We start from the raw sequence: 14,678 nt of genomic DNA, 5'->3' as shown, positions 1-14,678 counted from the left end.
TTATCCCCTTCTCCTTTGCTTGTACTGGCCTATTACATAGGGAACGATGAATGTGCCCGCCACAAGGAAGAGCACGATGGCGATGGCCGCGCCCCGGGCAAAATCGTTGGCCCGGAAGGTGGTCATGTACATGTTCAGGGCCGGGTGCCCGGTCTGGGCGTTGTCCGGTCCGGTCATGGCGAAAATAATGTCAAACATTTTCAATGAGATGTGCGAGAGGATGATCACCGCGCTGATGGTGATGGGTTTGAGCATGGGGATGGCGACATGGCGGTAGTAGTCGGTGTTGCTGGCTCCATCGAGCATAGCCGCATCGCGCAGGTCCTGAGAAATTCCGTTGAACCCTGCAAGATACAAGGCCATGGTGTAGCCTGCGTACTGCCAGACTGTGGCAATGATGATGCCCAGTGTGGCGAGGTTGAAGCCGTGCATCTCTTCCATGAATAGAGCCTGAGGCAGGAGCGACCCGCCCAGCCATGCAAACGCACCTACAACCACACCGGGGCCGAGCCAGCGTTTGACCGCTTTTTGCGGATCGTCTTTGAGCACGAACAGCCCGACCATGATCAGGATGAAGGCCGCGATGTAGATGAGTATTTGTAAAATGTTCTGCCAGTTGAATTCAAGAATGGCCTTGGTGGAAGAGGTCCACTGGAAATCAAGGGCGTCGAATCCGAAGTAGGTGGGTAGCACATTGACCCCTCCCTGCGGAGCCAGCAGCCAACGCCAGATGGTACCGGATACGATGAAGGAAAGGGACATGGGGTAGAGAAATATGGTGCGCAGGACGTCTTCGCCTTTAGGCTTCTGGTCCAGCAGGATGGCGATGAACATGCCAAGGCCGATGGCCCCGGCCAGGAGCATGACCGAGTAGTAGACCGCGTTGACAAGGTCCTGCCTGAAACCTGCTGAAAGGAACCCGTTAAACAGGTCCACGTAATTCTCCAGACCGATGAAATTTTTCTGCGGTTCAAGGGCCATTGAGCCTGTGCCGCCCCAGTCGGTCATGGAAATCCAGATGGTATTGCCGATAAATCCGTAAACAAAGACGGCGACAAGGATAATTGACGGCAGAAGGGTTAAAAACGCCTTCAGCCTGTCCCGTGATGCTTCCTTCATATGCCACAAACCCCTTTTGGGACCGCGCCGGGAAGACCCGGCGCGGTTTGATTATAAACTGCTACTTGCCAATCTGGGCTTTGTCAGCCAGCTGCTGGCAGGCCATGGCGGTTGCCTTGGCATTTTTGGTCTTCAGGAACATTTCCATAACCTGTGCGAAGCCGCCCATGAAGGTTTCATTTGCTGCTGCGCCGTGGGCAAGGGATGCGACCACACGGTCTTTACCGAAGTCCTTGGCAGCGGACTGCAGGTAACCGTTGTACTTGCTGAGGTCGGTGTCCTTACGGGCGGAGATGGAACCCTTGAGGGGGTTGAAGGTATCACTGCCTTCCTTGGAGCCGAGCACTTTCAGCCATGCGATTGCGTTATCGCGGTGGGGTGCGCCCTTGGGCAGACCGAAGGAGTCTGCGAGGAACATGAATTCACCAGTGGTGTCAGGAGAAGCGGCCCAGCCGAAGTCTTTGCCGGGAGCCATTTTTTTGGTGGTAACCATGTAACCTGCGGCCCAGTCACCCATAATGTTGAAGGCTGCGCGACCATCAATAACCATATCGGTGGCCTGCTGCCAGGAAAGGGAAGCGGCATCCTTGTTGGTGTACTGCAGTACTTTACCGAAGAGTTCCCATGCCTTGATTACTTCAGGGCTGTTGAACTTCAGCTTGCCGGACCAGAGGGCGTCCCAGTTGTCAGCACCGAGGGATGCAAGAGCGACGGATTCCCAGAGATGGTTGGCAGTCCAGTTCTGTGCAAGTGCGAGGGGCACGATGCCTTCTTTCTGGAGTTTGGGAGCGATTTTCAGGAAATCATCCCAGCTTTTAGGTGCTTCCACTCCCCATTTTTTCAGGTTGGCGGGGATGTACCACATTACGTTGGAGCGGTGGATGTTTACCGGAACGGACCAGATACCCTTGTCAGTACCGATCAGCTTGACCAGACCTTCGGGAAAAACGTCCATCCAGCCCTGCTCTTTGAAGAGCGGGGTCAGGTCTTCCATGCGGTCGGACTTAACCCATGTTCCGATGAGTTCCTGACCTGCGTGAACCTGAAAGCTGTCCGGCGGCTCGCCGCCGAGCATACGGGTTTTCAGTACGGCCTTTGCGTTAACACCGGAACCGCCGGTAACGGTAGCGTCAATGACGTTCACATTGGGGTTCTGTTTTTTGTAGATGGAGATCAGAGCCTGCAGAGCCGGACCTTCATCACCTGCCCACCATGAGAAAATTTCAAGATCGCCTTTGAGTTCTTTGGCCTGAGAGACCTGCGGAACAGCCAGCAGCATTACCGCCGCGAAAACCAAGCATAATTTGATCAGGGACTGTTTCATGTTTCCTCCTAAATGTTAAAACAATCTACGTTATCCTTAAGCCTTTATAATTCGTCGCTTTCAGGGATCCTTCCAGTAAGTTTCTCACTAAACATTACTGTCGGCACAGAATTCCCCGCAAAGCGTCTTCAACTAGTACAAAACTCATAAATTAGTTGGCGAAGCCCTATCAAAAGTTTTTGAAGAGTCCAGAAAAACTTTTTCCAAAAAGTTTCTCTGGTCCCCGAAGGGCCGCCGGAGGCATTCTTAATACAATGCTTCTTTAGTTTCAGGATCGAACAAAACCATGCGGTCGAATTCGAATCCGATGGGTACGGTTTCGCCGGGATGGGCGATAACGCGACCTTCCACTTCGGCAATGAGTTCATTTTCACCGTCAATGATGATTTCGAGCAGGGAATGGGCACCGAGGATCTCGGATACTACAACCTCGCCACTGCACCACCAGTCTTTTTGCAACCGCTCAATGTTGTCGCCCATCTTGATGGAATCCGGGCGCAGTCCGGCCAGTACCGGATCTCCGTCTTTGAGGTTCGGTCCCTGATGATCCTGTACCGGGAATCTGGTGCTGCCTTTGACTACATAACGTTTGCCGTCGATGACCTTAATGGTTCCTTCAAGGATGTTCATGGGCGGGTTGCCGATGAACTGGGCCACAAAAACGTTGTTGGGTTTTTCGAAAACCTCTACCGGAGTACCCACCTGCTGGATGTAACCGTCCTTGAGGATGACAATGCGGTCCGCAAGGGTCATGGCCTCGATCTGGTCATGGGTCACGTAGATGGTGGTGGTCTTGAGCCGCATGTGCATCTTGCGCAGCTCCATGCGCATCTGGGTGCGCAACTGGGCATCAAGGTTGGAGAGCGGTTCATCGAAAAGGAAGACGTCCGGGTTGCGGACCATGGCCCTCCCCATGGCTACACGCTGACGCTGGCCGCCGGAAAGTTCCGAAGGCTTGCGGTGCAGGTAGGGTTCCAGTTCAAGGATTTTGGCAACATCATCGACCCGCTGCTTGATCTCGTCCTTGGATTTCTTGTGCATTTTCAGCGAGAAGCCCATGTTTTCACCCACGGTCATGTGCGGGTAGAGGGCGTAGTTCTGAAAAACCATGGCCACGTTGCGGTCTTTGGGGGAAACATTGGTGACCACCCGTTCGCCGATGGAAATGTCTCCGCCGCTGATGTCCTCAAGTCCGGCCACCATGCGCAACAGGGTGGATTTGCCGCATCCCGAAGGACCGACCAGAACGATGAATTCGTTGTCTTTTACGGAAAGATCCACACCGTGGATGACTTCCACTGAGCCATAACGCTTGATGACGTTTTTAAGTTCTACGTTTGCCATGCTTCATCTCGCCTTGTTCGTTTAAATTCTGCCGTTAAATAGGGCGGAACCTGTACTCGGTTGAATGATTGTATCTTTCTCCGGGATGTAAAATCACGGAGGGAAATTCGGGTCTGTTGACCGCGTCCGGGTAACCCATGGGTTCAATGCACAAGCCGCAGCGCGGCCCGTATTGCTGTCCGTTTTTCCCTTTGGTTCCGGCTGCGATACCGTCCGCAGTGTATAGCTGTACCCCGCGCTGGTTGGTGCTGATTTCCAGCTCCAGTCCGGATTCTTTGCAGCGGACAATGGCTGCCGGGCCATCCGCTAAGCTGTTTTTATCCAGAATGAAAAAGCGGTCCTGCACGGTTTTGCCCAGCGGTGTAAAATTACTGAAATCAGCCTCGCTGCCGCAAGTTTCAATTAGTCTGCCATCGGGGATGAGAGCTTTATCGAACGTAGTCGATTTTGCAGAAAAGATCTTCAATTCATGGTTGTCTATTTCATGTCCGCCCCCGTTCAGATTGAAGTAGGGGTGGTTGGTCATATTCAGCGGGGCGGGAGTGTCGCACTGCGCACGGTGGACGATGGAAAGGGAGGTGCTGTTTAAAGTAAAAGTGGTTTCAATACGCACATTGCCGGGGTATCCACCCATGCCGTCCTTACAGTGCAGCTCAAGAGTAAGTGAAGGGGACTTTGCATCCTCATTCTGCGCCAGAACTTTCCAGTTCCTCCGGTTGAAACCGTATTTGCCGCCGTGAAGGTGATTGCTGCCCTCGTTGCGGTCCAGTTGATATTTTTGTCCGTCCAGCTCAAAAGCTGCATTTGAAATACGTCCGGCAACCCGGCCGATGGTCGCGCCGAAATAATTCCCGTCAGTCATATATTCTTCAAGGGAATCAAAGCCCAGCACCAGATCGATGTTTTTGTCACCGACAGGGATTTCCAGCCCCGTCAGAGTCGCTCCGTAGGTGGAAATACGGGCTTTGCATCCGGTGCTGTTTTCCAGAGTGAAGAGCAGAACATCCTCCCTGTATGGAGTTCGGCCCCATGGCTTACTGCTTACGGGCATCACTTGGCCTCCTTGTAGCTTGAACCGCGGATGAGCAGTTCTGTATCAAGGGTGATGGTTTCCGGTCTGAAATTTTCTTTATCCTTAAGCTGTTTGAGCAGCAGGGTGGCTGCGGTTTTACCCATTTCAAAGGCGGGCTGATCAACGGAAGTCAGTCCCGGTTCAATGAGTGCGGATTCCGGTGAACCGGAGAATCCGGCAAGGGCCACATCTTCCGGGATACGCCATCCGGCCTCGCGGAATCGGCAGAATGCTCCTACGGCCACGGGGTCGTTGATGCAGAGTACGGCGTCCGGGGGATTGTCCATTTTAAGGTATGCTTCAGCTCCGGCTCTTCCGTTGCTGCCCCGGCAACCGCCGATGTTGATGTTCAGTTCCGGGTAAAAGGGAACGTTGTGGTTCTTCAGAGCCTGCAGGTAGCCGTTGAAACGCAGCCTGTTCATAGAAATTCCTTCCCGTCCGGCAAGGAATCCGATCCGTTTGTAGCCGCGGTCGATGAGGTGGGAGGTCATCCGGTAGGAGGCCCGGAAATCGTCAATGACCACTTTCCCGGTATCAAGCTCATCCACCACCCGGTCAAACTGGACCAGCGGGATTCCCTGTCTGATCAGTGAACGCATGTGGTCGTTGTTTGTGGTTTCAAGGGAGATGGCCATGAGCACCCCGGCAACCCGGTTGGCGGCCAAGGCTTTGGTGGTCATGATTTCGCGTTGCAGGGTCTCGTTGGATTGGCAGACCATGATGATATACCCGGCTTCGTAGGCTACTTCCTCAATGCCGCTGATGACTGTTGCAAAAAAATTGTGCCGTATTTCAGGTACGATAACCCCGATGACCATGCTGCTTTGTTTTTTCAGGCTCTGGGCGATGGGATTGGGCTGGTAGCCGTATTTCTCTGACGCTTCCATGACCAGTTTTTTGGTCTTGTCGCTGATATCCGGGTGGTCGTGCAGGGCGCGTGAAACCGTTGACGCGGAGATGCCCAGTTTGCGGGCGAGATCTTTAAGGGTCATATGTGCCATGCTATTTCTCCGCCCCGGCTTCAGGTATGGTAAGAAATTCATTGCCCGGCTGGCGGATGGACAGTTCAATGACTGAATTCATTCCAAAAGCTTTTTCCATTATCTGGGAATACCGGTGAAAATCAGATTCGTGGACGTATGCCTGAATGGTTCCGGCAAATCCTCCGCCGTGAACCCTGCCTACTCCGCGAGAGCCGAGAGTCAGTTCGGTCATGGCCAGAGCCAGCGGGATGGGCTGTCTTTTGGGTGCGCTTGGGCTGTAGCAGTTCTGGAGCAGGTCGCTGGAAGAATGGCCGGATTCTGCTACTAAGCGCAGGAATCCTTCCATGTCTCCTTCGTGCAGGGCTTCGGCCTGCTGCACGGCCCGTTCATCCTCGCCGAGGAAGTGGAAGAGTCGCAGTACAGCCCGGTCGCCGGCTGCTTCCCGGATTGCGTCTATGTTTTCCAGAATTTTGTGCATGGTCAGCCTCTTGGCCTGATCCTGCCCGCAACACTTGGCCCCTTGAAACATTTCTTCGGGGATAGCGGCATAATCCGGGGTCAGGTCGGCGTGGCTGCCTCCGGTATCAATGACGCAGAGTTTATACCCGGTTCCGTAAAATCCTTCTGTACAGCTTTCCGATTTGAAGCCCGGTTCCACACGGGTTACCCCCGGATTGACCGGATCATTGAAATCAATGGACAGGATGCCCTCATAAGAGGAGGCCATCTGGTCCATGAAACCGCAGGGCTTGTTGAAATGGATATTTTCCGCCTGCTTGGCCACAGTGGCGATTTCAAGGGGGGACACGACTTTCCTGTTGAAAAGATAACTGAAAATACGGCCCAGCAGCACCTCAAAAGCAGCCGAAGAACTAAGGCCCGCTCCGGCGGGAATGGTGCTGTGTACGCATGCATTGAATCCGCCGATGTTCAGCCCCAGCTTACGGAATCCATCGGCTACTCCGCGTACAAGTGCCGCACTTGTTTCATATTCTTCTTCGCGGGGTTCTGTGTCGGAAATGTCAACAATAATGGGGTTGTAGCCTTCGGAAAGAATGGTGACAGCATTTCCTTGAGCAGGAGAAAAAGCGGCAAGGCAATCTAGGTTTACCGCGGCGGCCAGCACGTGGCCGTGGTTGTGATCGGTATGGTTGCCGCCCATTTCCGTGCGGCCCGGAGCACTGGCAAAGCAGATCTCATTGCGTCCGAAATTTTCAAGCATCTGGTGCAGAAGACTTCCCATGCGCTCCCGCGACTCATTGATTCTGGCGCAGGAGTGAATCTGTCCGAAGACCTCATCAAAGCCGCCCTGATTCAGATGTGTACGGTAAGCATCAATTGAATGCATGCTATTCTCCCCGGTCCAGATAGTGTTCTTCGGGCAGGTCGCGCAGCTGTTTGGCACTTTGTTCGGCGGTGATATCCCGCTGGGGCATGCCCAGCATTTCAAAACCGACCATGAATTTTTTCACTGTGGCCGAGCGCAGCAGGGGCGGATAGTAGTGGATATGCCAGTGCCAGTGTTTGTTGTCTTTGTTTTTGGGCGGGCGTTGGTGGATGCCCATGGAGTAGGGGAAAGATGTCTCGAAAAGATTATCAAAGCGGATGCCCATGCGGATCAGTGCCTCAGCAAGATCGTCTCGCTGGGCCGGGGTTAGATCGACCATGGCACCCATGTGGGCTTTGGGCAGGAGCATGGTTTCAAAGGGCCAGACCGCCCAGAAAGGAACAAGGGCGACGAAGGAATCATTTTCGAAAATGATCCGTTTCTTGTTCTCAAGCTCCCGTTCCACGTAGCGGCAGAGCAGGCATTTACCTTTTTCAGCCAGATATTCCCGCTGACGTTTGTCTTCTGATTCCGGGATGACCGGGGTGGAGCGGGTGGCCCAGATCTGGCCGTGGGGGTGGGGGTTGGAACAGCCCATGATGTCGCCGCGGTTTTCGAAAATCTGTACGTAACCGATATCTTCGCGTTCACCCAGTTCGCTGTACTGTTCGCACCACGCATCCACCACCTTGCGCACCGCTTCCGGCTGCATGCGTGAAAGGGTCAGGTCATGGCGCGGTGAAAAACAGACCACCCGGCAGATGCCGCTTTCCGGTTCCACCTTAAAAAGGTTGTCCTCATCACAGAAGCCGCCCACGGATTCATGGAGCAGGGCGGGGAAATCGTTGTCGAAAATAAAAACGTCTTTGTAGTCGGGGTTGGATGCGCCCTGATTGCGGGTGTTGCCCGGACAGAGATAACATTTGTCATCGTAGGCAGGCAGTGTGTTTACGGCAGGTTTTTCCTGCTTACCCTGCCACGGACGCTTGGTGCGGTGCGGGGAAACCAGTACCCATTCTCCGGTTAGCGGGTTAAACCTCTTGTGTGGGTAGTCCTCGAAATTATTGCTCATTTCTGTTGCCTGTTTATTTGATTTTTCGAGTTTCGCAAACGATTGTGCAAACGTAACCGCAAACGTTTTCGGAAATATTGCCTTAATGGTTTTATCTTGTCAATAAACCGTAACAAAAAAGTCGCTTTCTGTTTTGGTTTTGGATGTAAGTAGCTGAAAAATAGTCGCTTTTATGGGGTTGTCGTCAAGTGTGATGCCAAGCCCGCTGCGGCTTTAATGTTTCGTAATTACCGGAAAATATTGCCTATTGAGATGCTACCTAAAGTTATATAAAGTGGATCTACAACCAGCCCGGCGGAATCCTTTTTCGCCGTTTTCAAACAAGCGTGACTTTTTTGATTTCATTCAAGTTCGAATACGTATCCCGTATTTACGGCATGAACTTACTTTGAATTCAGCTAAGCAATGGATTTATTGAGTAAGGGAGATGAGTCTTTAGCCCTCGGCAAAAAAAACTTTTGTCGATAACGTATTGGTTTAGCTTGTAAAAAATTAAGAACGGTTAATTTTTATCAAGTTTTGATTAAGACGATGGGGATGTTTCAGGTTTTTCCTGCGTATACAGTTATAAGACTGCCCATGGAGGCAATCAGCCTGTAATGATGAAGGGAAAACATTAAGAAGCATTAAAAAAGACAGCGGGTGATTGTTTTGACTCTTGAACATAAGTCAGTGATCAATGTTATTATAAAGTGTGCTGAAGGTGATAAATCTTCTTGGGATACTTTCGTAGAAAAATATTCCGGGATAATATATTTTACCATCAATAATACACTGAAAAGCAAGCTTCGGTATTGCTCACAACATCATGTTGATGACATCTGCCAGAATGTTTTTCTGCGTCTTGTACAGAATGATAGAAGTCTGTTAAAGCGGTATAATCCTGAAAAATCCAAGATTACAACATGGTTGATGGTCATTGCCAGAAGCGTGACCATGGATTTTTTGCGCAAGGGGGTATACTGTTTGGCCCCTTTGGACGATTTTATTAATGAGCTTGAAGCCCCTGCGGCCCCGGTCAAGGAAGGACTGGATATCCCGGAGCAGCTTCTTTCGCCCCGCCAGAAGCTTGTGGTAAAGCTTTTTTTTGAGGACGGGCTTGATATTTCTGAAATTTCCGAGTTTATCGGAATAAAGGAGCAGTCGGTCAGAAGTGCCAAACACAAGGCCCTGACCAAACTGCGCTCCTACCACGGAGTCAGTGGGGAGACTTATGCACTGACCCGTTAATGCGGATTCAATATCCGCAACAACCATTGCTGCCGGCGCACGGACGTTCCGGCGGAAACAACAACCAAGAGGTGTTCCATGGACGGAACCAAGCGTAATCTTTGCAATCGCACGGAGAAGGATATCCCTTTCGGACCTACTCCCGGTTGCCCTGAAATCGATGAGATATGCATGTATCTCGACGGCACTGCTTCCGAAGAATTGGTAAGCAGTCTGGAAGCCCATCTGGCGGATTGCTCTCCCTGCAGGAAGGCAGTCATGGAGATGAGGCGAAACCTTAACGGAGCGGTAGTCGCCCCTTTCGGCGGACACTGCACTGATAAAGCCAAGGAGCTTGTTCAGGAAAAAGATTCAGAATCAGATAATGACCAAAACCGGGAGTACAAGGCCATGGCGTGATAGAAAGACCTCCCTAACCCACTTCCTCTCACGTCTGCACGTTTAGGATACAGTAATCCCTTCATCAACTGTAGCCTTCCCGCCTTGTTTATTGCCGACTCCCGCTTATCAGGCTGATTGCCTCCTGCGGCACATAGTCTCGGACCGCGCACTTTGCGCCGGACCAAAACTGTTGTGCAGAACAGGAGGAAATCATGATCGACGCCACTACGTATTTAAATAATGTAACTAGAAACGATAAACCCAAGACTCCCAGCAAGGAGCTTGGGAAAGACGCGTTCCTGAAGCTTTTCGTTACCCAGCTCAAGAATCAGGATCCCGTCAACCCCATGAAGGAAAAGGAACAGCTTGCTCAGCTGGCCCAGTTCTCTTCCCTCGAACGCCTCACCAACATTTCCAAAGCCATGGAAGGGTTGGCCAAGACCGTCAACACCGTAATCGGACTCACGTCCACCGGATACATCGGTAAGACAGTCATGGCCAAGGGGTTCAGTGTGTCCAAAAAAGGAGCGGAAACCACTTCCGCGTCCATCAACCTGCCCGTTGCCTGCAAATCCGTTTACGTGGATGTTTTCGACAAAAAGGGCGCACTGGTGCGCTCTGTTGAAATGGGCAGCAAGAATGCCGGAAAATTTGATTTCAAATGGGACGGCAAAGATAAAGACGGCAAAGCCGCAGACGACGGTCAATACCGGATCGTGGTCCGTGCGGAAGCTCCCTCAGGAAAAAAAGTACTCGCCAATATTGAAGTCTCCGGAAAGGTCAAAGCCATTAATACGGCTGGCGGCCAGCATGTTCTGGAGCTTGAAGACGGCCGCAAGGTGCTCCTGTCCAACGTGACAAGAGTCGTCGCTTAACCACTTTTTTACCACAAGGAGATTCTCATGGGCTTAAAAGGATCAATGTTCAACGGTATCAGCGGCATCCGTGCTCACAGTCAGGCTATGACCATCATCGGTAACAACCTTGCCAACGGCAGCACTATCGGTTTCAAGGGCGCGCGCACCTCTTTTGAAGATGCCTTCTACAGCTCGGTCAACACCGGAGCCGGGGTCGGGCAGATGGGCCATGGTGTAGGCGTAGCCTCCATTTACGGCGATTTCAAACAGGGGCCGTTCGAACCTTCTTCCGAAGCCACCAATGTGGCTATCGGCGGCAAGGGGTTCTTCACCGTCCGTCATCCGGACACCGACGCCACCTTCTACACCCGCGCCGGTAATTTTATTTTCAACAAGCAGGGCGTGCTCACCGACCCCCACGGCTACGTGGTGCAGGGCTGGAAGGTCAATCCCAACTCCGAATCAGGCAAGCCGGATATTATCGGTACACCCACGGATATCAAACTGGACCGCTTCCAGTCTCCCCCGGTGCGTACTTCCGATATCGCCATGAACGTCAACCTCAGCTCCAAGGCCGAGGATAAGTGCGAAGTGACCGGACAGCCGTTTTTCTCCCTTCATCAGACCTGGAACGGCAAGAATGATCCGCCCATTCCGGCTGACCGCTACGCCTTCCAGAACACCATCAAAACATTTGATGAAAGCGGCACTTCCCATGATCTGACCATCTATTTCGACCCGGTAAAAAATGGTCAGGTTGTTCAGGATGCAGCTGGTAACAGGGTCTATGAATTTATCGTCACTGTTCCGCCCAACGAGGACGGCAGGACTATCGGCGGTACCGCTTTAAAAACAACCTCCGCGGCCGGGCTGCTCATGACCGGAACCATGACCTTCAACCCGCGCGGTGAAATGATCGGCATGAGTTCATTTTCCCTTACCGGAACACCCGCTGGTAGCCTTAAAAGCCTTACCAACTGGACTCCGTCACCCATGTCCGATGACGGCAAGCCCATTTTCACCGCCAACTTCCTCGGCAAGGCCAACGCAAACCTCGCCACGGACCCGGATGCCAACCCCATCACCCTTGATTTCGGGCTGACCAACGGCAGCAATCCGCCCACGTGGTCCACCCCGGTTCCCGCAAATGCTGCCGCGCTCGGTTCCAACCTCTCATTGGTTCCCAACTTCACCACACCCAAGCGCGGTGCATCCTATTCCACATCCTACGACACCGGGAATGCCCGCAATTCCCAGTCCCAGAACGGTTACGGAGCAGGGTTCCTGCAGGCCGTGGAAGTGGACCGGGACGGTGTGGTCACCGGGCGTTACTCCAATGGACAGGTGCTCGACCTCTACGTGCTCACCCTCGCCAACTTCAACAATCAGTACGGGCTGCGGCGCGAAGGGGGCAACCTCTTCTCCAAAACCCGCGATTCCGGTCCGGCCCTTACCGGACGGGCCGGAACAGGACCGTTGGGCTCCATCGCCTCCAACAAATTGGAGCAATCCAATGTGGACGTGGGAGATGAAATGGTCCGCTTGATCACCACCCAGCGCGGCTTCCAGGCCAACAGCAAAGTGATCACTACTGCGGACCAGTTGCTCGGCGAATTGATCCAGTTGAAGAGATAATTGATGCGCTACGCGCGATTTTTATGATCGCATTTCGCCTCCGGCGGCTTAAACCCTTTTGCAAAAGGGTTTAAGAATCCCAAAACCTTTTGTCAGGGCTTCGCCGTCTTTTTATTCGAAGGACGTCTTGATGCGCTAAGTGCGAAGCATACTAAAAAGTTTTGAGGGGATGGGGTCTGGGGAAGGGGAACTTTTCCCAAAAGTTCCCCTTCCCCAGCCGCCGGAGGCACTCCAAGGGAGTACCTTATGCTTGGTAATTTATTTTCCATAGGCCGCAGTGCCATGCAGAACGCCCAGACCGGGCTGACTGTTCACGGCAACAACGTGTCCAATTTAAAGACCCCCGGTTACCGGCGCAGATCGGTAATTCAGGATGAGAACATGTCGATCAGGGACGGTCGCTGGTCCATCGGTACCGGGGCGTCCATTGACAGCATCAGGCGAAACTTAAGCCAGTTCCTTGAGCGGGGCGTACTGGATAAAAGTCCGGAATTCTCCCGCTGGTCCGCGCAGTCCGGTAACCTTTCCATGGTCGAGAAATTCTTTGTGGAAAGCAAAGATGCCGGGATCAGCAAATCCATGTCCGACATGTGGGCCGCGTGGCAGGCTCTGGCCAATAACCCGCAGCTGGGTGCCAACCGGGTGGCCTTAGCGGGGGCGGCGGAGAAATTTTCCGCACAGCTCAATTCGGTGGTCAGTGACCTGCGCCGCCAGCAGGGGTTGATTACCGACCATTTGAAGCAGGAAGTGGGCAAGGCCAATGACGCCATCAAGGAACTGGCCCTGCTCAATAAACGGATCATCGCCGATCCCACTGACAACACCCTGCTGGACCGCAGGGATGTGGTGCTGCGCGGACTTTCTTCGCTGGTGGATATCAGCGTGCAGGAAGAAGCTAACGGGCAGGTCATTGTTTCACTGGGCGAAGGCCAGAAGCTGGTTGAGGGCGATAAAGCTTTTGAACTTAAATTTGAAGAAGGCGGGGTGCGCAATTCGCTGGTCCCCGGTTCTGCATTTAAGGATGAAGTTCATTTCAGCGGGCAGTCCGGCGAAGAACTGACCATTCAGGTGGTCAGCGGGGGGAATGCTTCAGGTGCGGCTCCGGCGGCGCAGTTCAAGGTTTCACGGGACGGCGGCAAAACATGGATCAGCAACCCGGACGGCAGTGAAAAGCTTTTTAATGCCGGGGGGCAGAATGATGCCGTGACCGTGGGCGGGGTAAAGTTCTGGTTCGGAAAAGCCGGGCAAAGTGCCAGTGCGGCCACTACCCAGCTCAAGGACGGGGACCGTTTTATCCTGACCCCGAAAAGCGAGGTGCGCTGGTATAAGAATACCTCCACCTCCGAATCCATCAGCCCTGTTCCCGGCAATGACGGTGAACGTCGTTTAAAGGGCGGCTCCATTGCCGGACTGCTTCGGGCACGCGATGAAAAGATCGGCTCCTACATTGATAAGCTGAATGCGTTTGCCAAATCCATGGTCTGGGAAGTTAACCGCGCCCACTCGCAGGGTGCCGGACTGACCGACCACGCCAATGTTCTCGGTTCTTACGGGGTGCGCGATGCTACCGTGCCGCTCTCCAAAAGTAATCTTCCCTACGCGGATAAGATGACTGCGGGCAGCTTCAGCATGGCTTTCTACAATGCCCAGACCGGGAACAAAGTCTCGGTCTCAGCCATTGATTTTTCCTCCATTGCTCCGGGAACAAAGAACTTCGATCCATCCGTACACTCTCTTGAAAACGTACGTGACGCCATCAATGCCAGCTTTCCCGGCAAGGCTCAGGCTGTGATTACCAACGGCAAACTTTCCATCAAAGGCGTCGGGGATAACCGCTTTCAGTTTTCCAACGATTCCAGCGGAGTGCTGGCCGGGCTGGGCATGAATACCTTTTTTGAAGGCAGTGACGCCGCTTCCATTCAGCTCCATTCCTCCATCAAGGCCGATCCTTCCAAAATCGCAGCCGCCCATGTGAACGGGGCCGGAGAAGTGAACAAGGGGGACAACTCTACCGCCCGCGCTGTGGCCGCATTGGCTGGAAAGAAAAATATCGGTTTCAAGTCCGGCGGCACAGTCAGCGAAACCAGCTTCAATGATTTTTATTCTTCTCTGGTGGCAACTATTGGGTCCGACTCGGCTGATGCCAAGGCCAATATGTCCATCTCCCAGACCGTGCTCAAAGGACTGGTGGACAAGCAGGAATCCGTGGGCGGGGTCAACCTTGATGAAGAAATGCAGCAGATCATGAGCTACCAGCAGTCCTATAAATCAGCGGCACAGTTGATCAAGACCGCCAACCAGATGTTCGACGTACTGCTTTCGCTGAAGAGCTAA

At 53.0% G+C, this 14,678-nt stretch carries 12 protein-coding genes; 5 read left to right on the top strand and 7 right to left on the bottom strand.

The features are described from left to right. The 7 genes from FMR86_RS08925 to FMR86_RS08895 all read right to left on the bottom strand — a co-directional run bounded on the left by FMR86_RS08925 (position 1) and on the right by FMR86_RS08895 (position 8,241). Positions 1-1,119, bottom strand: coding sequence for a carbohydrate ABC transporter permease (locus FMR86_RS08925; RefSeq protein ID WP_163350749.1), 1,119 nt, complete (start codon positions 1,117-1,119; stop codon positions 1-3). Positions 1,120-1,180: 61 nt separating this feature from the next. Next, positions 1,181-2,443: an ABC transporter substrate-binding protein gene (locus FMR86_RS08920; RefSeq protein WP_163350748.1), complete on the bottom strand. Its 1,263-nt coding sequence runs from the start codon at positions 2,441-2,443 to the stop codon at positions 1,181-1,183. 246 nt (positions 2,444-2,689) lie between these two features. Beyond that, on the bottom strand, positions 2,690-3,787 hold the full coding sequence (locus FMR86_RS08915; RefSeq protein ID WP_163350747.1) for an ABC transporter ATP-binding protein: 1,098 nt from the start codon (positions 3,785-3,787) through the stop codon (positions 2,690-2,692). Positions 3,788-3,821: 34 nt separating this feature from the next. Continuing rightward, complete coding sequence (locus FMR86_RS08910; protein ID WP_163350746.1) at positions 3,822-4,838, bottom strand: aldose epimerase family protein; 1,017 nt, start codon at positions 4,836-4,838, stop codon at positions 3,822-3,824. After that, on the bottom strand, positions 4,838-5,860 hold the full coding sequence (locus tag FMR86_RS08905) for a LacI family DNA-binding transcriptional regulator (protein WP_239057187.1): 1,023 nt from the start codon (positions 5,858-5,860) through the stop codon (positions 4,838-4,840). The genes FMR86_RS08910 and FMR86_RS08905 overlap by 1 nt, the downstream gene beginning before the upstream one ends. Before the next feature lies 1 nt (position 5,861). After that, positions 5,862-7,190 (bottom strand): galactokinase family protein, encoded by a 1,329-nt coding sequence (locus tag FMR86_RS08900; protein WP_163350744.1) that lies wholly within the window; start codon positions 7,188-7,190, stop codon positions 5,862-5,864. 1 nt (position 7,191) lies between these two features. Next, positions 7,192-8,241, bottom strand: a complete 1,050-nt coding sequence (locus tag FMR86_RS08895; RefSeq protein WP_163350743.1) for a UDP-glucose--hexose-1-phosphate uridylyltransferase — start codon at positions 8,239-8,241, stop codon at positions 7,192-7,194. Between the two features lie 651 nt (positions 8,242-8,892). Here FMR86_RS08895 and FMR86_RS08890 point away from each other — a divergent pair. The 5 genes from FMR86_RS08890 to flgK all read left to right on the top strand — a co-directional run bounded on the left by FMR86_RS08890 (position 8,893) and on the right by flgK (position 14,678). Continuing rightward, positions 8,893-9,471 (top strand): RNA polymerase sigma factor, encoded by a 579-nt coding sequence (locus FMR86_RS08890; RefSeq protein WP_163350742.1) that lies wholly within the window; start codon positions 8,893-8,895, stop codon positions 9,469-9,471. A 78-nt stretch (positions 9,472-9,549) separates the two neighbouring features. Continuing rightward, positions 9,550-9,870, top strand: a complete 321-nt coding sequence (locus FMR86_RS08885) for an anti-sigma factor (protein ID WP_163350741.1) — start codon at positions 9,550-9,552, stop codon at positions 9,868-9,870. Between the two features lie 194 nt (positions 9,871-10,064). Continuing rightward, positions 10,065-10,727, top strand: a complete 663-nt coding sequence (locus tag FMR86_RS08880) for a flagellar hook assembly protein FlgD (RefSeq protein WP_163350740.1) — start codon at positions 10,065-10,067, stop codon at positions 10,725-10,727. Between the two features lie 27 nt (positions 10,728-10,754). Then, a complete protein-coding gene (locus FMR86_RS08875) occupies positions 10,755-12,344 on the top strand; it encodes a flagellar hook protein FlgE (RefSeq protein ID WP_163350739.1) in 1,590 nt (529 codons plus the stop codon). A 246-nt stretch (positions 12,345-12,590) separates the two neighbouring features. After that, positions 12,591-14,678: a flagellar hook-associated protein FlgK gene (gene flgK / locus FMR86_RS08870; RefSeq protein ID WP_163350738.1), complete on the top strand. Its 2,088-nt coding sequence runs from the start codon at positions 12,591-12,593 to the stop codon at positions 14,676-14,678.

Origin of the sequence: Desulfovibrio sp. JC010, from assembly GCF_010470675.1 — a bacterium.
Taxonomy (GTDB): Bacteria; Desulfobacterota; Desulfovibrionia; order Desulfovibrionales; family Desulfovibrionaceae; genus Maridesulfovibrio.
This window is presented reverse-complemented; position numbering and strand designations above follow the sequence as displayed.